At 69.4% G+C, this 20,495-nt stretch carries 14 protein-coding genes and 1 pseudogene; 9 read left to right on the forward strand and 6 right to left on the reverse strand.

Annotated elements, in window-relative coordinates; all coding sequences use genetic code 11:
• The first annotated feature begins 76 nt into the window (after nt 1–76).
• From AC3IF3_RS08015 to AC3IF3_RS08025, 3 genes are all read left to right on the forward strand, one after another.
• Nucleotides 77–2,053, forward strand: a complete 1,977-nt coding sequence (locus AC3IF3_RS08015; RefSeq protein WP_489228151.1) for an AI-2E family transporter — start codon at nt 77–79, stop codon at nt 2,051–2,053.
• A gap of 183 nt (nt 2,054–2,236) precedes the next feature.
• Complete coding sequence (locus tag AC3IF3_RS08020; RefSeq protein ID WP_489228153.1) at nt 2,237–3,856, forward strand: hybrid sensor histidine kinase/response regulator; 1,620 nt, start codon at nt 2,237–2,239, stop codon at nt 3,854–3,856.
• A 17-nt stretch (nt 3,857–3,873) separates the two neighbouring features.
• A complete protein-coding gene (locus tag AC3IF3_RS08025) occupies nt 3,874–4,176 on the forward strand; it encodes a plasmid stabilization protein (protein ID WP_489215079.1) in 303 nt (100 codons plus the stop codon).
• 243 nt (nt 4,177–4,419) lie between these two features.
• On the opposite strand, the gene AC3IF3_RS08030 is transcribed toward AC3IF3_RS08025, so the two are convergent.
• Nucleotides 4,420–4,893, reverse strand: coding sequence for a MarR family winged helix-turn-helix transcriptional regulator (locus AC3IF3_RS08030; protein ID WP_489228154.1), 474 nt, complete (start codon nt 4,891–4,893; stop codon nt 4,420–4,422).
• 206 nt (nt 4,894–5,099) lie between these two features.
• On the opposite strand from AC3IF3_RS08030, the gene AC3IF3_RS08035 reads away from it, so the two are divergent.
• From AC3IF3_RS08035 to AC3IF3_RS08055, 5 genes and pseudogenes are all read left to right on the forward strand, one after another.
• Nucleotides 5,100–6,503 (forward strand): MATE family efflux transporter, encoded by a 1,404-nt coding sequence (locus AC3IF3_RS08035; RefSeq protein ID WP_489228155.1) that lies wholly within the window; start codon nt 5,100–5,102, stop codon nt 6,501–6,503.
• A 295-nt stretch (nt 6,504–6,798) separates the two neighbouring features.
• Complete coding sequence (locus AC3IF3_RS08040) at nt 6,799–7,884, forward strand: efflux RND transporter periplasmic adaptor subunit (RefSeq protein WP_489231263.1); 1,086 nt, start codon at nt 6,799–6,801, stop codon at nt 7,882–7,884.
• On the forward strand, nt 7,881–10,988 hold the full coding sequence (locus tag AC3IF3_RS08045; RefSeq protein WP_489228157.1) for an efflux RND transporter permease subunit: 3,108 nt from the start codon (nt 7,881–7,883) through the stop codon (nt 10,986–10,988). Before AC3IF3_RS08040 ends, AC3IF3_RS08045 begins: the two co-directional genes overlap by 4 nt.
• Before the next feature lie 219 nt (nt 10,989–11,207).
• Entirely contained in the window at nt 11,208–11,750 is a 543-nt protein-coding gene (locus AC3IF3_RS08050; RefSeq protein ID WP_489228159.1) for a TetR/AcrR family transcriptional regulator, read from the forward strand.
• A gap of 115 nt (nt 11,751–11,865) precedes the next feature.
• Nucleotides 11,866–12,204: pseudogene (locus AC3IF3_RS08055) on the forward strand (acetyl-CoA C-acyltransferase); the annotation flags it as partial.
• An 11-nt stretch (nt 12,205–12,215) separates the two neighbouring features.
• On the opposite strand, the gene AC3IF3_RS08060 reads toward AC3IF3_RS08055, so the two are convergent.
• From AC3IF3_RS08060 to AC3IF3_RS08070, 3 genes are all read right to left on the reverse strand, one after another.
• Nucleotides 12,216–12,830 (reverse strand): DUF302 domain-containing protein, encoded by a 615-nt coding sequence (locus tag AC3IF3_RS08060; RefSeq protein WP_489228161.1) that lies wholly within the window; start codon nt 12,828–12,830, stop codon nt 12,216–12,218.
• Nucleotides 12,831–12,948: 118 nt separating this feature from the next.
• A complete protein-coding gene (locus AC3IF3_RS08065) occupies nt 12,949–13,875 on the reverse strand; it encodes an alpha/beta fold hydrolase (RefSeq protein ID WP_489228163.1) in 927 nt (308 codons plus the stop codon).
• Between the two features lie 86 nt (nt 13,876–13,961).
• The gene (locus tag AC3IF3_RS08070; protein WP_489228165.1) at nt 13,962–14,774 is read right to left on the reverse strand and encodes an SDR family NAD(P)-dependent oxidoreductase; all 813 of its coding nucleotides are present in this window, start codon (nt 14,772–14,774) and stop codon (nt 13,962–13,964) included.
• Nucleotides 14,775–14,893: 119 nt separating this feature from the next.
• On the opposite strand from AC3IF3_RS08070, the gene AC3IF3_RS08075 reads away from it, so the two are divergent.
• A complete protein-coding gene (locus tag AC3IF3_RS08075) occupies nt 14,894–15,868 on the forward strand; it encodes a GlxA family transcriptional regulator (protein WP_489228167.1) in 975 nt (324 codons plus the stop codon).
• Between the two features lie 426 nt (nt 15,869–16,294).
• Here AC3IF3_RS08075 and AC3IF3_RS08080 read toward each other — a convergent pair whose 3' ends face one another.
• Complete coding sequence (locus tag AC3IF3_RS08080; protein ID WP_489228169.1) at nt 16,295–18,949, reverse strand: MHYT domain-containing protein; 2,655 nt, start codon at nt 18,947–18,949, stop codon at nt 16,295–16,297.
• A gap of 417 nt (nt 18,950–19,366) precedes the next feature.
• A complete protein-coding gene (locus AC3IF3_RS08085) occupies nt 19,367–20,491 on the reverse strand; it encodes an FAD-binding domain-containing protein (RefSeq protein ID WP_243965341.1) in 1,125 nt (374 codons plus the stop codon).
• Between the last annotated feature and the right edge of the window lie 4 nt (nt 20,492–20,495).

A 20,495-nucleotide genomic window follows, 5' to 3' on the forward strand; every position in this document is an offset into this window, starting at 1 on the left:
CGGACGCGCCCGCAGCCGTTCCCACCGCGGCCGCACAGGCGGCCGAACCCGAAGCGTGAGTACCTGGAGCGTGTCCGTGAGCGAGGATCCCGTCACCGCCCAGCGCCTGCGGGAGGGCCTTCCGGTCTTCGTGGCGCTGGCCTCGCTCCTCCTCGTCGTGGCGACGATGGTGGCCCTGTATCTCGGTCGCGAGATCCTGGTGCCGGTGACGCTGGCGATCCTCCTGAGCTTCGTCCTGGTGCCGGCGGTCCGGATGCTCCGGCGGCTGCACGTGCCCCGCGCCGCCGCGGTTCTCCTGGTGGTGGTGACGGTGTTCGGCGCCCTGTTCGGGATCGGCAGCCTGATCGCCAGCGAGGCCTCGCAGCTCGCCAGCGACCTGCCGCGCTACACCCAGACCATGAGCGCGAAGATCAAGGACCTGCGCGGCGCGACCGCCGGGAGCGGCAGCCTCTCGCGGATCGTCGACATGGTCCAGGACCTCAGCGCGACCCTGCAGCCGCCGCCGGCCGCGGAGGTCCGCGGCGAGCCCGGGACGCGCACCCATCCGCTCACCGTGGAGATCACCCCCGCCCGCGCCAGCGTGGTCGACACGCTCCAGACCTTCGCGGGCCCCCTCCTGCACCCGCTGGCCACGACCGGCCTGATCCTGATCTTCACGATCTTCATCCTGCTCCAGCGCGAGGATCTGCGGAACCGGGCGATCCGGCTCGCCGGCGGCTCGGGGGACCTGCGCCGCACCACGGCGGCGATCGACGACGCCACGAGCCGGCTCAGCCGATTCTTCCTGGCCCAGCTCGCCCTCAACATCGCCTTCGGCCTCGTGATCGGCCTCGGCCTCTGGATCATCGGCGTGCCGAGCCCGACCCTGTTCGGCGTGGTGGCGGCGATCCTGCGGTTCGTGCCCTATATCGGCGCCGCGATCAGCGCCCTGCTGCCGCTGATCCTCGCGGCCGCGGTCGATCCCGGCTGGTCGATGGTGATCGCCACCGCGGCCCTGTTCCTGATCGTCGAGCCGATCTGCGGCCACGTGATCGAGCCGCTGCTCTACGGCCATTCCACGGGCCTGTCGCCGATCGCCGTCATCCTGGCGGCGACGATCTGGACGTTCCTGTGGGGGCCGATCGGCCTCGTCTTGGCGACCCCGCTCACCGTCTGCCTCGTGGTGCTCGGGCGGCACGTGGAGCGGCTCTGGTACCTCGACGTGCTCCTGGGCGATCAACCCGCTTTGTCGCCCCCCGAGATCTTCTACCAGCGCATGCTGGCGGGCGATCCGGCCGAGGCGATCGACCAGGGCTGGCAGTTCCTGAAGGAGCGCGCGCTGATCACCTACTACGACGAGGTCGCCCTCGCCGGCCTACTGCTGGCGCAGGAGGACCTGTCCCGCGGTACCCTGGACCGCGCCCGCCAGAGCGAAGTCGGCGCGGCGCTCCGCACCGTGGTGGATCGGCTGGGGACCGCGCCGGTCGCCCGGCGGGTCCGGCGGGGATCGGGACGCGGTCCCGACACGGAGACCGCCGCGGCCCTGGCCGCGGTGGGGCCCGACCGGCAGATCGCCGGCATCGTCCTCGGCCGCGAGGATCTGGCGCCGCAATGGCGCAGCGACATCCCGGTCCTGTGCGTGTCAAGCCGCGGCCCGTTCGACGAGGCGGCGACGCTGATGCTGAGCCAGATCCTCGGCCGGCATGGGCTCGCCTCGCAGACCCTGTCGATGGCGGCGATCCGCGCCGGCGAGCGCCCCGACGCTCCGGACGACCTCGCGCTGATCTGCTTCTCCTATCTGGAGCCGGTGAGCCTCTCGCAGATCCGCTTCACCGTCCGTCAGGCGCGGGCCGCCGTGCCGGGGGTGCGCATCCTCGTGGGCTTCTGGCGCGAGCGCGATCCGGCCACCCTGGACCGTCTGCGCCGGGCGACCTCGGCGGATTTCCTGGTGACCTCGCTCAACGAGGCGCTGTCGGCGGTGCTCGGCGCCTGCCGCGAGCACGCCCGTCCGCGGACCGTCCCGGCGGCGCCGATCCCGCTGCCCGGTCCGGCCCGAACGGCGGCGACCGCCTGAGCCGCAGCCCGATCGCGCATCGTGCCGGAGAACGGAACCGTCATGCTGCGCTCGCTTTCTGATTGGGGTCGTCCGGAAAGCCGGCGGCCACCGATCGGGACGATGATCGAGCGGTGCCTACGCAGGTCGCGATGATCCGCGCGCCGCCTGCGTCCACGGCCTGAAGGGTGAAGACCGCCGCGCATGTCCGAGACCCCAGAAACCCCGCCCTCCGGACCCGGTCCCCAGGTCCAGGACAGCGCGCCGAGCGACGTCACGGACCGCAGGAGCGACATCTTCTTCGCCGCGGTCGAGACGACGCGGATGCCGATGATCGTCACCGATCCGCGCCAGCCCGACAACCCGATCATCTTCGCCAACCGGGCCTTCCTGGCGATGACCGGCTACACGCCGGAGGAGCTGGTCGGGCGCAACTGCCGCTTCCTGCAGGGGCCCGACACCGACCGCGGGACCATCGCGCAGGTCCGCACCGCCATCGCCGAGAAGCGCGAATTCGCCACTGAGATCCTGAATTACCGCAAGAACGGCTCGACCTTCTGGAACGCGCTGTTCGTCTCGCCGGTCTACAACGCCGACGGCGAGCTCGTGTACTATTTCGGCTCGCAGCTCGACGTCTCGCGCCGCCGCGACGCCGAGGACGCCCTGGGCCAGGCGCAGAAGATGGAGGCTCTCGGCCAGCTCACCGGCGGCATCGCGCACGATTTCAACAACCTCCTGCAGGTGATCGTCGGCTACATCGACATCCTGGCGGCCGGCCTCGAGAAGCCGGATGCCGACCGCGCCCGGCTGGGGCGCGCCGCCGAGAACATCCGCCAGGCCGCCGAGCGCGCGACGACGCTGACGCAGCAGCTCCTGGCCTTCGCCCGCAAGCAGCGGCTGGAGGGGCGCGCCGTCAATCTCAACACCCTGGTCGAGGGCATGGGCGAGATGGTCGCCCGCGCGGTGGGCGAGGCGGTCAAGGTCGAACTCGACCTCGCCGCGGATCTCTGGAACTGCCGCGTGGACCCGACCCAGGCCGAGGTCGCGATCCTGAACGTGTTGATCAACGCCCGCGACGCGATGCCGGACGGCGGCACGGTGCGGATCTCCACGGAGAACATCGAGGTCGCCCTCCGCGACCGGGAGATCGGGGCGCTCCGCGACGGCCGCTACGTCAGCATCGCGATCCGGGACACCGGCACGGGCATCCCGCAGGCCGTGCTGGCCCGGGTGATGGACCCGTTCTTCACCACCAAGGAGGAGGGCAAGGGGACCGGCCTCGGCCTCTCCACGGTCTACGGCTTCGCCAAGCAGTCGGGCGGCGCGGCGCAGATCGAATCCGCGGTCGGTGCCGGCACGACCGTGCGCCTCTCGTTCCCGGCCACCGACGGCGCCGTCAACACGCCCCCCAAGGTGTCCCTGCGGTCCGTGGACCGGCAGGGCACCGAGACGATCCTGATCGTCGACGACCGCGCGGACGTGGCCGAGGTCGCCCGCACCATCCTGCGGGATTTCGGCTACGTGACCCTGATGGCCGGCAATGCCCGCGAGGCCCTGGAGATCCTGGATTCCAGCGAGCGGGTCGACCTCCTGTTCACCGACCTGATCATGCCCGGCGGCATGAACGGCGTGCTGCTCGCCCGGGAGGCCGTACGGCGCCAGCCCAAGCTCAAGGTGCTGCTCGCCACCGGCTACGCGGAGGCGAGCCTGGAGCGAACCGATATCGGCGGCTCGGAGTTCGATCTCCTCAACAAGCCCTACCGGCGCACCGAGCTGGTCCGCCGCGTGCGGGCGATCCTCGACGGGCCGACCGGGGTGAGCTGAATTTCGGGAGACGGGCGATGGCGCAGGGCGACAAGGCGAAATACACCGACAAGCAGAAGCGCAAGGCCGCGCATATCGCCGAGTCCTACGAGGCCCGCGGCGTCCCCGAGACCGAGGCCGAAGCCCGCGCCTGGGCGACCGTCAACAAGGACGACGGCGGCGGCAAGAAGCCCGGCGGCTCGGGCCGGGGCAAGGCGACCGGACATCCGGCGGCCCACCAGGGCGGGGCGGTCTCCGCGGGCCGGACGGCGGAACAGCGCTCGGCATCCGCGAAAAAAGCCGCGGCGACCCGGAGGGCGAATGCGGCGGGGCGGGGGTGATCGGTGGGGGCGGAGGCGGGCTTCCGCACGGGGAACGCCTGCGGCGTGATCCGGGTCTCACGCTGGCCCGGCAGCGCCCATGCGCCGGGTTGCGGATCGACCGCCACGACTGAGCCGCCCTCACGCTCGGCGGGCGATGCCGTCGCTTTGCGGCGCTGGGCAAGATTTGTATGCCGGCGTTGGATCACCGAGGACCCTGTGCGGGCGGATGGACGCCGCCGCACCGTCATACCAGCCGGTCGCTCAGCACGTGCTGGTTGCCGTCTCCGTCCCGGCTTTATTGAACGCGTCCTGGAATGCCGGCGAGATCAGGAATCCCAACTCGGCCTTGAGTGCGACCGCTCGCTCCTTGCCGAAGACCGCTTCGAAACGATCCTGGGCCCCGCGCCATAGCTTCGCCGTCTCGGCGAGCTTGTTCTCGCCCTTCTCGGTTAGCGTGATACGTCGGGCGCGACGATCCCGCGGATCGGGCATGAGCTGAAGATAGCCGTCCCGCGTCAACGGCTTCAGGGTGTGACTGAGGCCGGACAGGTCCATGACCGCTCGTTCGGCCAGTTCACGCATCGTCGGCGCGCCCATCGTCCGAACCGTCGCGAGCAATCCATGTTGCGTGGCGCGCAAGCCGCTTGGCGCGAGGGCGTCGTCGTAGAGCTGGCCGATGCGGCGCATGGCCTGCCGCAGGACGGCGTTGCTGCAGGTGCTGGGATCGTCGGTCATGGTCGCGTCCTATCGCGATCGCGCGGCCGGGTACACGCGCCGCCCTTTCCCGACACAGGCTGGGCCACCGGTTTGCCCCGTCCGCTTGAGAGGATGCCTATGCAAGCGCTTAAAACTTGCATATGCATCTTTATAGGTCCGGTTCGGGATGCAGGCCATCGCCGCCTTGTCGCGGGGCCGGGACCCATCGCCGTCGAGGTCACACGATGGACGCGCGCACACGTGCCTTGCTTCACGATCCGGTCACGCCGACGTTGCTGCGCCTCGCAGCCCCGAACGTCCTGATGTCGGTGGTGCAGGCCTCGGTGGGATTGATCGAGACCTACTTCGTGGCCGAGCTCGGCACCGACGCCCTCGCGGGCATGGCCCTGGTGTTCCCGATCCTGATGTTCGTGCAGATGGTGTCCGCCGGTGCGATCGGCGGCGGGATCCTCTCGGCGATCTCGCGTTCGCTCGGCGGCGGTCGCCAGGACGAGGCGAACGGCTTGGTATGGCATGCGATGGCCATCGCGGCGGCCCTCGGCGTCCTCACCACGGCGTCGGCACTGGCGTTCGGGCCTGCCCTGTACCGGGCCATGGGCGGCACGGGCGGTTCTCTCCATGCGGCCACGACCTATTCCGCCGTCGTGTTCTCGGGGGCGTTGCTGGTCTGGCTGTTCAATGCGCTCGCCGCGGTGATCCGGGGTACCGGCAACATGACCCTGCCGGCCACCGTGACGTGCGGGGGAGCGGTCGCGCTCGTCCCCCTGTCGCCGGCCCTGATCTTCGGCTGGGGGCCGATCCCACAGCTCGGCATCTTCGGTGGTGGCGTCGCGGTGCTCGCCTATTACGCTGTCGGCGTGGCGATCTTCGCCACCTACCTCTGGTCGGGGCGCGGCGTGCTCCGGCCGCCCCTGCGCCCACCGGCGCTGTCCGGTGCCGCGCTCGGCTCGATCCTCCGGGTCGGCATGGTCTCGGCGCTCGTCACCGTCACCACCAACGTCACCATCGCGACGGCGACCGGTCTCGTGGGACTGCAGGGACCGGGAGCGGTCGCCGGCTACGGCACCGGCGTGCGCCTCGAATATCTCCTGGTCCCGATCGTGTTCGGCTTCGGCGCCCCGCTCTCGGCCATGGTCGGCACGGCGGCGGGTGCCGGCGCCGTCGATCGCGCGCGACGCGCGGCCTGGACCGGGGCGATCCTCTCGGGATGCGTCACGGAGGTGCTGGGCATCGCCGCGGCCTTGGAGCCGGATGCGTGGCTGCGCCTGTTCGGCGACGATGCCGCGATGCTGGCGACAGGGGCTGCGTACCTGCGCATCGTCGGGCCTTTCTACGGCTTCTTCGGTTTTGGCCTGGCGCTGTACTTCGCCGCACAGGGTGCCGGCCGCGTCGGCTGGCCCCTGGCTTCCGGCATCCTCCGGGTCCTCGTGTCCCTCGGCGGCGGCGCCCTGGCGCTCCGCCTCGGCGGGGGGACGAACGGCCTCTTCCTCGCCCTCGGTCTCGGACTGGCCGCGATGGGAACGGGTAACGCCGCATCGCTGGCCTTCGGCGCGTGGCTGCCCCCGGGTCCGGCCTCCCGACCCGTCACGGGCCGAGCCGACGACTATCCCGCCCCGGCGAAATCCTGAGCGTGTTTTTCAGGGGTCATGGTCCTTCGATCATGACGGACAGATCCGGTCCTTGACCCGTCATGATGTCGTTCGGCCCGCCTCACAGGCCGGTCGCCGGACGCTCCCCAGGGCCAGGGATCCGGGCGGACATCGATGACCATCCGTTCGTCCGTCCAACGCGCATCCCTGGATTGGCAAAAGAGCGACCGCATCGCGACACGGCACCGCCGTCGCCCTTGACGCGGCATCCGTGCCATAATAGATGATTGTCATAATATTTGATGCCGATGCAAGCGGAGCTCGCGGGCCGATGATGGATGCGAGAATAATCCTGGGTCTCACAGGTCTGGCCCTGGCGGCGTGCTCGCCGGCCGAGACCGCCGTGACCCCTGAGCCGCCGCTGGTCCAGACCGTCGCGGTCGCCCCCGGGACCGGGGCTGTCGCGCGCTACACCGGCGTCATCCGCGCGCGCACCGAGAGCAATCTCGGCTTCCGCGTCGGCGGCAAGATCTTCGAGCGCCTCGTCGATCCGGGGGACCACGTCCGGTTCGGGCAGCCGTTGATGCGCCTCGACCGGACCGACTTCACCCTGGCGCTCAACGCGGCGCGCGCCTCGGTCGAGGCGGCCCGGGCGCAGATGATCAAGACCAAGGCCGACGAGGAGCGCAGCCGCAAGCTCGTCGGGGATGGCTGGACCTCGAAACAGACCTACGACCAGAACAAGGCCGCGGCCGATGCCGCCATCGCCCAATTCGCCAATGCGGAGGCCCAGGCGAGCCAAATCTCCAACCAGGCCGGCTATTCCGAACTCCAGGCCGATGCCGACGGCGTCGTGATGGAGGTCCCGACCGAGCCCGGTCAGGTGGTCGCCGCCGGCCAGACCGTGGTCAAGCTGGCCCGCGACGGCGCCCGCGAGGCGGAGGTCTTCCTGCCCGAGGCGAGCCGGCGCCTGGCCCGGGGCGTGGCCTCGGCGACGCTCTATGCCGAGGGCGAGGCGACCTATCCGGCCCGGCTGCGCGAGCTCTCGGCCACCGCCGACCCGGCCACCCGGACCTACCGGGGGCGCTACATCCTCTCGGGCGGCGGCGAGGATGCGCCGCTCGGGGCGACCGTGACGCTCCGGCTCAAGCCGGCGGAGTCCGGACGCGCGGCGTCGGTCGACGTGCCGCTCGGCGCCCTCTTCGACATCGGGCACGGTTCGGCGGTCTGGAAGCTCGACACCGACACCAGGACCGTCACCCAGCAGCCGGTCGCCCTGGGCCGCATGTCGGAAGAGGCGGCCGAGGTCGTGTCCGGCCTCCAGCCGGGCGACCGGATCGTGTCGCTCGGCGCCCATCTCCTCAAGGCCGGCCAGACGGTGCGGCAGGCCCCCCCGAGCCTGACGGGAGTCGCGCGATGACCGGGTTCAACCTCTCCGCCCTGGCGGTCCGGGAGCGGGCCGTCACGCTCTTCCTGATCATCGCGGTGACCGCCGCCGGCGTCTTCGCGTTCCAGAGGCTCGGCCGCGCCGAGGATCCGGCCTTCACGGTCAAGACGATGGCGGTCTCCGCCGCCTGGCCCGGCGCCACCACCTCGGAGATCCAGCGGCAGGTGGCCGACCCGCTGGAGAAGCGCCTGCAGGAGCTCGTCTATTACGACCGGGTCGAGACCACGGTCCGGCCCGGCCTGATGCTTATGAAGGTCTACTTCAAGGACAGCATGCCGCCGGCCAAGCTGCAGGGGGAGTTCTACCAGGCCCGCAAGAAGCTCTCCGACCAGGCCCCCACCCTGCCGCGCGGGGTGATGGGGCCGCTGTTCAACGACGAGTTCTCCGACGTCTACTTCGCCCTGTACGCCCTCCAGGCCCGGGATATGCCGCACCGGCATCTCGTGCTCGCGGCCGAGGATCTGCGGCAGCGCCTGCTGCGCGTCCCCGGCATCGAGAAGATCAACATCCTGGGGGAGCAGGCCCAGAAGATCTTCGTCGAGATCTCGTACCAGCGCCTCGCAACGCTGGGCATCACCGGACAGCAGCTGCTCGCGGCCCTCGGCAACCAGAACGACGTGACGCCGGCGGGCTTCGTCGAGACCACCGGCCCGCGGGTCTACCTGCGCCTCGACGGCACCCTCGACAGCCTCGACGCGATCCGCGACCTGCCGGTGGCGGCCGGCGACCGCAGCCTCAAGCTCGGCGACATCGCGGAGGTCAAGCGCGGCTATGAGGACCCGAAGGTGTTCGCGATCCGCAACGACGGCGAGCCCGCCCTGATGCTCGGGCTGGTGATGAAGCCGGGATTCAACGGCCTCGCCCTCGGCGCGGCCCTGAACACCGAGGAGGTGGCGATCCACCACGCGTTGCCGACGGGCGTCGCGTTCACCAAGATCACCGATCAGGCCAAGGTGATCGACGAGGCCATCCACGAATTCATGGTGAAGTTCTTCACCGCGCTCTCGGTGGTCATCGTGGTCAGCCTGGTGGCGCTCGGCTTCCGGGTCGGCCTCGTGGTCGCGCTCGCGGTGCCCCTGACCCTCGCCGCCGTGTTCGTGGTCATGATGGTGACCGGCCGCGACTTCGACCGCATCACGCTCGGCGCCCTGATCATCTCCCTCGGCCTGCTGGTGGACGACGCCATCATCGCCATCGAGATGATGGTGGTGCGCATGGAGGAGGGCGCGGACCGGATCGAGGCGGCCACCCATGCCTGGAGCGCCACCGCCGCGCCGATGCTCACCGGCACCCTCGTCACCATCGCGGGATTCCTGCCGGTGGGCTTCGCGGCCTCGACGGCGGGCGAGTATGCCGGCAACATCTTCTGGGTGGTTGGCTTCTCCCTGATCGTCTCCTGGATCGTGGCCGTGACCGCCACGCCCTATCTCGGCGTCAAGCTCCTGCCGAACATCAAGCGCGTCGAAGGCGGCCACGCCGCGATCTACGCCACGAAGAACTACCGGCGCCTGCGTCGGATCGTGAGAGCCTCCGTCGACCACAAGTGGCTGGCGGCCGGCGTCACCGTGGCGCTGTTCGCCCTCGCGGTGGTCGGCATGGGCAAGGTCGAGCAGCAATTCTTCCCGAACTCCGAGCGTCCCGAACTGATCGTCGAGGTGACCCTGCCCACCGGGTCCGCCTTCGCCACCACCGAGGCCAGCGTCCGGAAGGTCGAGGCGGCCGTGCGCGCGCTGCCGGAGGCGCGGGCGATCACCAGCTATATCGGCCAGGGCATGCCGCGCTTCGTGCTCTCGTTCGATCCCGAACTGCCCGACCCCGCCTTCGCGCAGATCGTCGTCCAGACCGCCGATGCGGCCACCCGCGACGCGCTCCGGATCAAGCTGCGCACGCTCGTGAGCGACGGGCTCTTCCCCGAGGCGCGGGTGCGGGTGCTCCAGATCGTGTTCGGGCCGCCGATCCGCTTCCCCGTCGCCTTCCGGGTGGTCGGACCCGACCCCGAGGTGATCCGCGGCATCGCCGAGGAGGTCCGCGACGTCATGATGGCCAACCCCAACATGCGGCTCGTCCACCTCGACTGGGGCGACAGGACCCCGAGCCTGCATCTTGCCCTCGATCAGGAGCGCCTGCGCCTGATCGGCCTGACCCCCAAGGAGGCCGGCCAGCAGCTCCAGAGCTACCTCACCGGGACGCCCGCGACCCAGGTCCGCGAGAACCTGCGCACCGTCGATGTGCTGCTGCGCAGCCCCGGGCCGGAGCGCCGTTCCCTCGGGGAGATCGGCGACCTGACCCTGACCACGCATGACGGGCGGCAGGTGCCGGTCTCGCAGGTCGCCCGCCTGGAGAGCCGCAGCGAGGACGCGGTGCTCAAGCGCTACAACCGCGAGACCTATATCCGCGTCCAGGGCGACGTCCTCGACGGCAAGCAGCCGCCGGATGTCCACGCGCAGATCTTTCCCCGGCTCGACGCGATCAAGGCCAAGCTGCCGCCGGGCTACCGTATCGACACGGCCGGGGCCGTGGAGGAGAGCGCCAAGGCGATGAACGCCCTGGTGGCGGTGTTCCCGCTGATGCTCATCGTCACGCTGACGGTCATCATGATTCAGGTCCGGTCGTTCACGACCATGTTCATGGTCTTCGCCACCGCGCCGCTGGGCCTCGTGGGGGCGGTGCCGACGCTCCTCGCCTTCCACCAACCCTTCGGCTTCAACGCCATCCTGGGGCTGATCGCCCTGTCGGGCATCCTGATGCGCAACACGCTGATCCTCGTCGATCAGATCCATCACGACCGCGCCTCGGGCCTGTCGAACTACGAGGCCATCGTCGAGTCGACGGTGCGGCGGGCCCGTCCGGTGATCCTCACCGCGGCCGCCGCGATGCTGGCCTTCATTCCGCTGACCCACTCGGTGTTCTGGGGGGCCCTGGCCTACGTGCTGATCGGCGGCGTCGGCGTCGGGACCCTGCTGACGCTCCTGTTCCTGCCGGCGCTCTACGCCCTGTGGTTCCGGGTGGCGCGGGAACCCCGCAAGGACGGAGCCGCAGCCGGTTCCGGCGCGATGCCGCTCCCGGCCGAGTCTTGAAGCGACGGAAGACGTTCGTGTCCCACCCGAGGGACATCCCAGGATCGCGCGCCGGGCGACCGGGCGTGTGGGACGACGACCGGCCTGCGCTCCGGCCCCCCTGCGCCGGCCGGTCGCTTGTCGTCTCCCGGAGGTGTCGCGGGAACGCCGGAGGGTCCGCCCTTCTTTAGATGACGCGTTTCATCTATACAGAACGTCGGAAGATCGAAGGATCAGGGTATGCCGAGAGTTTCGCAGGAGCAGGCCAAGCTCAACCGTCAGCGCGTCGTCGAGGTCGCGGCGACCCTGTTCCGTGAGCGTGGCCTGCACGGCGTCGGCGTCGCCGACATCATGGCCTCCGCCGGCCTGACCCATGGCGGCTTCTACGGCCAGTTCGCCAACAAGGAGGCGCTGGCCGCCGAGGCGTTCGACGCCGCAGTCAACGAGGACCGGCGCGGGGACGTGGACGCCATCCTCACGAACTACCTGTCTCTTGCGCACGTCAAGACACCCGGGAAGGGGTGTCCCCTCGCGGCCCTGGCCAACGACATCTCGCGGGAAGCGCCGGGCAGCCCCGTTCGGGCCCGGTTCACGCAGGGTGTCGAGCGTCTGGCCTCCATCCTCGCCAACCTGACGCCGAAGGCATCGCGGGAGCGCCGGCGGCAAAAGTCCCTCGCAACGCTGTCGATGCTCGTCGGAGCCGTCGTGTTGGCACGGGCCGTCAGCGACGAGGAGCTGGCGAATGACCTGCTCCAGGCGGCGCATTCCTCGGTCGCCGGCTGACATTCACGGGCACGGACGCCGAGACCGCAGAGTTCCCGCCCCGAAAGCCCGGATCGACGGGATCAGGGACGCGATCCAAACATCGCGCGCGCCATGCCTCCGCGCGCTTCCCGATGGCATAGTCGGCCTCGGCCCCGTGCCAGCCGTTCGTCAGGCCCTGGAGCGCGCTGGCTGGTCGCTCGGCGACGTCGCGCGCGTCGAGATCAACGAGGCCTTCGCCGTCGTTCCCTTCGCCGTCGTTCCCTTGACCGTGGCCAAGAAACTCGGCCTGCCCGAGGACATCGTCAACGTCGAGGGCGGTGCCATCGCCCACGGGCATCCGATCGGCGCGACCGGTGCGGTGCTGACGACCCGCCTGCTCCATTCCATGCGCCGGGACGGCATCCGCCGTGGATTGGTCACCCGCTGCATCGGCGGGGGGCAAGGTATCGCCCTCGCGCTGGAGGCGGTCTGATCCGCTGCGGGTCAGGATGCCGCCGCCAACAGGGTCTCGCGCAGCCGCCGATCGAGCTCGTCGGCGACGGCATCGACGTCCTTGTCGCTGAATTGGCCGAAGCTCGTCTTGGGGCGATCATATTCGAAGGCCGCGTTACCGTCAGCCGCCTCGCGCAGAAGCACTCTGATGGGGGCGTACAGCGCGGCGGAGAGGACATGCCGCGTCATCCGTGAGGCCGTCAGCGGATTGCCGATGTCGTATTGGATCGCCTTCTGTCGGGACCCGGCCACCAGGAGCAGGCTGCCATGGTCCCGCATGCCGAATATGGAGAGTGGCGCCAGTCGCTCCATACGGTCCCGCGCTTCCGTCGCGTTGCCGGACCGGAGGAACTCCTCATAGGAATGGTCGAGGGGTGGTAGGGCCGCTTCGAGGGCTATCCGTACCGCCTCGAACGGCTTGGTGGCATGGATCGTGACGTGCTGCATCGCGACTTCGGTCGCGTCGAGTTGCGCTGGCAAGGGTGAAACTCCTGAGGGTTTCGAAGGGATGGCGGCGACACGGCCGATGCCCCGGGACGCGATGAAGGCTGCGCCGACAAACAAAGCCACGCGGCGCGAAAGTCGGCCGACCCTGAGACCGTTCATGGATGGACCTGACGGAGTGAGGCGAGAGCTTGCCACGCGGGGACATCGCCGAAATCGACGCCGATGGGCCTGTTCATGCTCACGGTGACGGACCCGTTGGCACCGACATGACCGAGGCTCACCGCGTCGCCGCCGCGATGATGATGTCCGCCCAGTCCCGGGGGCGTTCGACGGCGCTGAAATGGCCCGTGCGTTCGAGGGTTATGACCTTCGGTGACGGGACGCTTCGCTCGACGCCGGCGCGATCCTCTCGGGAGGACCAATCGCTGTCGCCCCAGACCAGCGTCACCGGCGCCCTGATCGAGCGGTATCGCGGACGTGCCGCGACGAAGCTTGGCAGCGACTTGAGAAGCCGTCTCATACCTTTCCCGTATCCGGGGCGGTTGCCGACGCGGGAATATTCGTCGAGCAGGTCATCGGGCAATGTCTTCGGGTCATGGAAGCCTCCCCTGATGATGCCGCCGGTGATCGCTCGGTTCTCCTTCGACGCGAAGATCGGACCGACGATCGGTGCGCGCACGCCCTTGATGATAATCGAGGCGAGGAGGTTGGCGCGTTCCAGGCCGGGCAGGTAGTCGTAGGTGTTGAACGCCACCACCCGTTCAACCCTGTCGCCGAGTTCAGCGGCGAGTGAGAGGGATAGGGTCGCCCCGATCGACTCGCCGGCCAGGATCGGGCGTTCGATGCCAAGGACCTGCAGGAATTCCTTGAGCTGGGCCCGAAGGGTGGGTTCGTCCTTCTCGCTGTCGGGTTTGAGGTCCGACCATCCGAACCCCGGCAGGTCGAGGGCGTAGACCGTGAAGTGTTCGGACAGCAGCGGAATCACGAATTGGAAGATATCCAGTTGCGTCCGCACGGTATGTGTGAGGACGAGGTCCGGTCCCTCTCCGACCCGGACGTAACGGATGCGGGTTCCGTCCTTCAGGGTCGCGAAGGCGGTCTCGCCCGCCTTGAGCCAGCGGCGTGTGTAGATCCAATCATCCGCATGTGCGGAGACCGGCGGTTTCGTTGTCATGATGTGATTTCCATTGGCCGAGCGAGGCATTGCCGACGGGTTCGCGCCGTGTGCCGGATTGGCGGACGGCTTCGGACATTCGGAATCGGGAACGGTCCGATGTTCCGGCCGCCCGCTCAGGCGGCGACGCGACGGGGCGCGTAGCGGGACGCGGGCTTGGCTGCGGACAGGTTCGGCATGAGCGCCTGGCGGGCCGCCTCGTAGGCCTCCCAATCCGCCGCCTCCGGGAGGGAGGGGATCGTGACGAACTCACCCGCATCGAGGCCGGCGAGGGAGGCATCGACCATGTCCGCGGCCGACATCACCCAGCTCGGCTGGAGGTTGCTCACCGGGCTCCCGGCGATCTCCCAGAATTCCGTGGCCGTCGCCCCGGGCAACACCGCCTGAACCCTGACGCCCTTGTCCGACAGCTCCTTCCGCAGCGACTGCGAGAAGGCGAGAACGAAGGCCTTCGAGCCGCCGTAGACGCCGTTGAGGAGTTCCGGCGCAATCGCCACGATGGAGGCGATGTTGATCACCGTGCCCCCGCCACGCGCCACCAGCCCTGGTACGGCGGCGTAGGTCAGGCGGGTGGGAACCGTGACGTTGATGGCGATCATCTCGACCATGCGTTCGACGTCGGATCCGAGCAGGGGACCGGCTGCACCGAATCCCGCATTGTTGATGAGCGTCGTGATGCTGGCGTCGTCGCGCAGCAGGCCCTCGACTTCAGCAAGCTCTGCCGCCGCGGTGAGATCGGCGGCCATGATGCGCACGTTGCGCCCATGGCGACGTCTCAGGTCGTCGGCGACGGCGTCGAGCCGCTCCTTGTTCCGGGCGACGAGGACCAGATCATGGCCGCGGGCCGCGAGGCGGTCGGCGTAGATCGCCCCGATGCCGGAGGAGGCGCCGGTGATGAGGGCCGTACCAAGGTTCTTCGTGTCGAGCATGACGATCTCCATCGATGTCTGTCGCGGCGGAAGCGGACTGCCGGAACCTAGACGTCCGAATGGATATCCCATATGTCGTATTTGCCACCTTTTAGGTCACGGGTCGGGGGCTGCATCCCATGCGAGACATCGGCGTCGTTCTCTTCCCGGATTTCCAGGTCATGAACCTTGGGGGCCTGACCGCCTTCGAGCTCGCGAACATGACGCGGGGTCACGAGGTCTACCGGACGTCGTTCCTCTCGGAGCGCGGCGGCCCGATCAGGACCTCGATAGGGCTGACCATGGACACCGAGCCATTCGGGGAGCGGACTTTCGATACGCTGATCGTCGTGGGGACCCTCGACGTCGGTCCGTCGTCACCCGGTCTCGTCCAGCACGTTCGTCGGGCGGGAGGGCTCGCAAGACGTGTTGCCGCCACCTGCACCGGGGCATTCGTGCTGGCGGAGGCGGGTCTGCTCGACGGGCGCAGGGCGACGACGCACTGGGCACATGCCCGTGAGCTCGAGCGCCTTTATCCGAAGGTGAAGGTGGACGATGATCGCATCTTCATCACGGATGGAAACGTCTGGACATCTGCCGGCATGACCGCCGGTATCGACCTCGCGCTTGCGTTGGTCGAGGACGATCTCGGCCCGGAGATGGCAAAGGGCATCGCGAAGAAGCTGGTGGTCTATCACCGACGGTCGGGCGGCCAATCGCAGTTTTCGGAGTTGCTGGAACTTCAGCCGAAATCCGACCGCATCCAGGTTGCCCTCTCCTATGCGAGAGCGAACCTGCGCAAGGAGCTGTCGGTGGATGAATTGGCGGATGCGGCTCGGCTCAGCCCGCGCCAGTTCAGTCGTGTCTTCCGGCAGGAGACCGGCCAGTCCCCGGCCAAGGCGGTCGAGCACCTTCGTCTGGAAGCCGCCCGTGCCATGATGGAGGAGGGACGTTTGCCCATCGACGTGGTCGCACAGGAAACCGGTTTCGCCGACCGCGAGCGGATGCGGAGATCCTTCATCCGTTCCTTCGGCCAACCCCCTCAGGTCATTCGCAGGAACGCGCGAACCGAAAGGCAGACGAGGACTTTTGAGGCACCCCCGTCTTTACCGTGACACAGCCCACGGCATCGAATGCCTATGCTGAACTATGTCAATGATAGTTCGAGCAAATTGACACTGAATATAGGACTATAGCAAAGCCCAGATCCTAAAAGATTAGGATATATTATTTGCCCTGGATCGCATGACCTCAGCGCATCATGCTTTCCTTGCCGGTTCTTTCACATATCATAGTGCTGAAGCCGTTTGACCAGTGCGTGCTGTGAGCGAGATGCCGGGGTTGTGCATCCTGGGGCGTGAGCCTGGATCGCCCTGCCTATCCGTCCGACGTGTCCGATGGGGCGGGGGCGCTGGTTTCGCCTCAACCGGCGCTGCCAGCGTTCTGGTTCCGGCCAGAAGGGCGGCGGTGCCCCGGGACCGTCCCGGCAAAGGGCACCCCGGCGATACCGTTTGTCGAGGGACGTAGGCCCTGGGTTTCGATCAACCGCCCGTCGAAGTCACCGGGATGGACGGGGTCAGTCGGCCGAGCCGGCTGACCTCCGCGGCAACGTCCTGCAAGCTGGCGTCGCCCTTGCGCAAAATCCGGTCGGCCGCGGACAAATCATGACGTTCTTCCTCCGAGACGTCGCGGGCGCTGAGGACGACCACCGGAACTTCGTCGCCGCCCGGCATCGCCCGCAGGGCGCGCAGGAACGTGAAGCCGTCCATCACCGGCATGGTCAGGTCGAGGAGCACGAGGCTCGGGCGGGCCGCGCGCACGCTGGCCAGGGCCTCGGCCCCGTCGCCGGCCTCCCGAACCGCGAACCCCTGTCGCCCCAGCACGGTCCGGAGGCGGCGGCGCATCTCGGCGTCGTCGTCCACCACCAGGACGTCGCCCGCACCCGCGCCGATCCGGTCGAGCACCCCCTTCAGGCGGCTCCAATCCACCGGCTTCGCGAGCGAGCTGGTCGCCCCGAGCGCGGCACCGAGCGCGGCGTCGGCCACGAAGCTGACCATGATCACAGGGATGTCGCGGGTGGCGTCGTCGTGCTTCAGCGCGGCCAGCACGGCCCAGCCGTCCATCTCCGGCATCATCACGTCGAGCAGCACCGCGACGGGCTGCAGCCGGCGTGCGAGTTCGAGACCCGACCGCCCGTCGAGCGCAGCATGGGCCGCAAAGCCCTGCCGGGTCAGAAATCGGATCATCAATTCGCGCTGGCTGGACTCGTCATCGACGACGAGGACCAGCCCGCGCGTGCCCTCCGCCGTGCCCGCGTGAACGGCCGGGAGATGCCCATCCGCGATCTCGGGCCCGGGCATCATCGCGGGCAGGGTGAGCGTGAAGGTCGTGCCCCGACCCTCGGCACTGTCCGCGGAGACGTCGCCGCCCATCAGATTGGCGAAGGCCTTGGTCAAGGCCAAGCCCAGTCCCGTGCCGCCGTACTTGCGCGTCGTCGACCCGTCGGCCTGCACGAACCTCTGAAACAGCCCGGCGAGCTGCCCCGGCGTCATGCCGATGCCGGTATCCGAGACGGCGAAGGTCAGCCGGTCACCGTCGGGTCCGGGCTCGCGCCGGACCCGCAACGTCACGGTCCCGCCCTCGGTGAACTTGGCGGCGTTGCCGAGCAGGTTGAACAGGCACTGGCGCAGTTTCACCGCATCGGTCTGTGCCTGGCCGAGGTCCGGAGCGAGGTCGAGAACGAGGCGGTTGCCCTTCTTGGCCACGAGACCCTCGACGGTCGCGGCGGCGTCGCGCACGAAGGCCTCGACGGCGACGTTCTCGGCCAAGACGTCCATCTTCTCGGCCTCGACCTTCGAGAGATCGAGCACGTCGTTGATCAGCCCGAGGAGGTGCTGGGCGTTCGAGCGGATCTTGCCGAGATCGGCCTGGAACGTGTCCTGCCCGAGATCCTCCGCTTCCTCCTGAAGCATCTCGGCGTAGCCGATGACCGCCGAGAGCGGCGTGCGCAGCTCGTGGCTCATGTTGGCGAGGAACGCGCTCTTGGCGCGGTTGGCGGCCTCGGCCGCATCCCGGGCGTCCCGCAGGGCGGCCTCGTGGGCGTGACGGGCGCTGACATCGGCATGGACGCCGACCCATTCGCGGATCGCCCCGTCCGCATCCCGCACGGGTACGGCGCGCACCGCATAGTGCCGCCAGCCGCCGTCCGACGCGCGGACGCGATGTTCCACCGCGTAGGCGCCGCCCGTCCGGCCCGCCTCCAGCCAGATCCGGTTCGTCTCGGGGAGGTCCTCCGGATGGATCGCTTTCGCCCAGCCGCGCCCGCGGTACTCGGCGAAGGTATGCCCCGTGATCTGCTCCCAGCCCGGCTGCTCTTCGATGAAGTCGCCGCCGGCATCCGTCGTCCACATCACGCCATCGACGGCGCGGACCGCGGAGCGGAAGCGCGCTTCGCTGACGTGCAGGCGCCGCTGGGTGCGCCGCTGGTCAAGCGAACCCGCCATCATCGCCAGGAACAGCACGACGAAGGTGACGCCGGCCACCGCCAGGGCGAGGTCCTGCTGACCGGTGGACAGGGTGGCCGCGTGGGCCGCGTGGGCCCCCGCCTCCTCGGCGGTGAAGGTCGCCGCCGCCATGCCGGTGTAGTGCATGCCGGCGACCGCCAGACCCATGACGCAGGCGGCCATGAGCTTCTGCCAGGGGCGGTTGCGCCGGAAGGTGAGCCACAGGGCGGCGGTCGCCGCGCTGACCGCGATGGCGACCGACACGGCGACGATCCGCGGGTCGTAGGCCATGTTCCCCGGAACCCGCATCGCGGCCATGCCGGTATAGTGCATCGCGGCCACGCCGAGGCCCATCGCCGTGCCGGCCACGAGCAGCGACGCGGTGGCGGTGCCCGCCCGCGCCACCCAGGCAAAGGCCGCCGCCGTGCTGCCCACCGCGATCACCAGCGACAGGACGGTCGTGCCGAGGTCGTACCGCGCCGGCATGCCCATCTCGAAGGCGAGCATCCCGACGAAGTGCATGGCCCAGATGCCGCCGCCCATGGCGACCGCGGCGGCGGCGCCCCAGGCCCAGCGCGGGCCGAAATCGGGCCGGCGGATGCGCGCCCCGAGATCGAGCGCCGCATAGGATGCGAACACCGCGATCACGATCGAGAGCGCCACGAGGGCCGGGCTGTAGCCGGTATGGACCATACGAGGATCGACCAGGGAGAGGTCGGGCGTCGGGCGCCCGGGAATGCGGCCGAATCTGCGGGCGGCGACGATGCCTGTCCACTCACCGATGCGTTTGGCTCCGGCATCCGCCCGCGCGGGAGGCCGATAGCGCGGATTTGACGCTCGGCGACCGCCGTGAAGCGGTCGGCTCACAGGGCTTCCGATTACGGGGCGGACGGCGTCTCACGCGTTGGATCGGCACAGCCAAGGTGGTGTGGCCGCCCGGAGCACGCCTGATGCCTTGTCGCGGACGGACGATCCACGCGCTGCGCGAATCCGGCCGCGGGTCGCACCCACATCGTCGGACGGCGGGATCGCCGACCAGCGCGCACGCGGGTCGTTCTCCCTCACGCCGTCGTCACCGGCAGGGGCCCGAGGCAAAGATAGGCGGCGGGCTCATGCGCATTCGAATGCCGTCAGCACCGCGGGAATGGCCGAGCGGAGGCGGGAATAGCCACGCGTCGATTTCGGCCACGCCGTCTCGTCCCATCGGCGACGGACCCGGATGCAACCGTCGGGTAGAGCATCGGCGGACGGCCCCACCGGAGCCCAAGCCGTGACCACGGGATGGTCGCCGGCCCAGTCGCGGTCGACCAGCCGCGCCGTGCAGCCGAAATGCGCCGCCGAACGGTCCAGGGCATCGGCCATCGCTGCCGCGTCGGCCGCGCGGACCCGATCGGACGCACCGGGGGCGTGGGCCAGCAGGCCGCCGACGCGGACGACGCGGGCGCCGGCCAAGGGCAGGCTCTCCGGATGCAGGTCGTCGAGGTGCAGCAGCAGCGCGATATCACCGGTCGGTCCGGCATCGGCCCGCAGCAGCGCCACTTCGCGGGGCGGCATCGCCTCGTCGAGGGCGTCCGGATACGCGTCGAGGCCGGCGGGGTCGAAGCGACCGTCGGTGTACCGCCGGATGTTCTCGGAGCGGGCGACGTAGTGCTTGCCCCGTGTGTGCAGGCCGGCCACCCAGCGCCAGGACAGCGTGTTGCTCGCCGGGTCGCCGTCGACGAGGTGGCGCATGAAGAAGTCGGCGCCGAGCGCCCACGGCAGGCGCAGGGTGAAGATCCAGATCGACGCGAACCACATCCGGGCGTGGTTGTGCAGCCAGTTGGTTTCGACGAGTTCGCGGGCCCAGTCGTCGAAGCCGTCGATACCGGTCCGGCCCTCGACCGCCTGTGCGTAGATCCGGTGCAGCCCGGGCTCGGCGGCGAGCCGCTCCCGGTCCGCCGCGGCCAGGGCGAGGTAGCCGGTCCAGGCCGCCGGGTGGGTCTCCAGGTGGCCCTTGAAGTAGGTTCGCCAGAACACCTCGGAGACGAACTTGTCGGCACCGCCGTCGCCGAACGCGCGCTCGGCAGCGGCCGCAACCTCGGCCTCCGTGATCAAGCGCCGGCGCAGGTAGGGCGAGAGGGCCGACGTGGTCGGCTCGACTCCGGGGCCACGGTCGGTGTTGCGGGACGCCGCGTAATCGGCGCCGGCCCCCGCCAGGAAGGCGGAGAGGCGGTCGAGCCCGGCATTCCGAGTCATGGGG

The organism is Methylobacterium sp. J-118 (genome assembly GCF_057836565.1).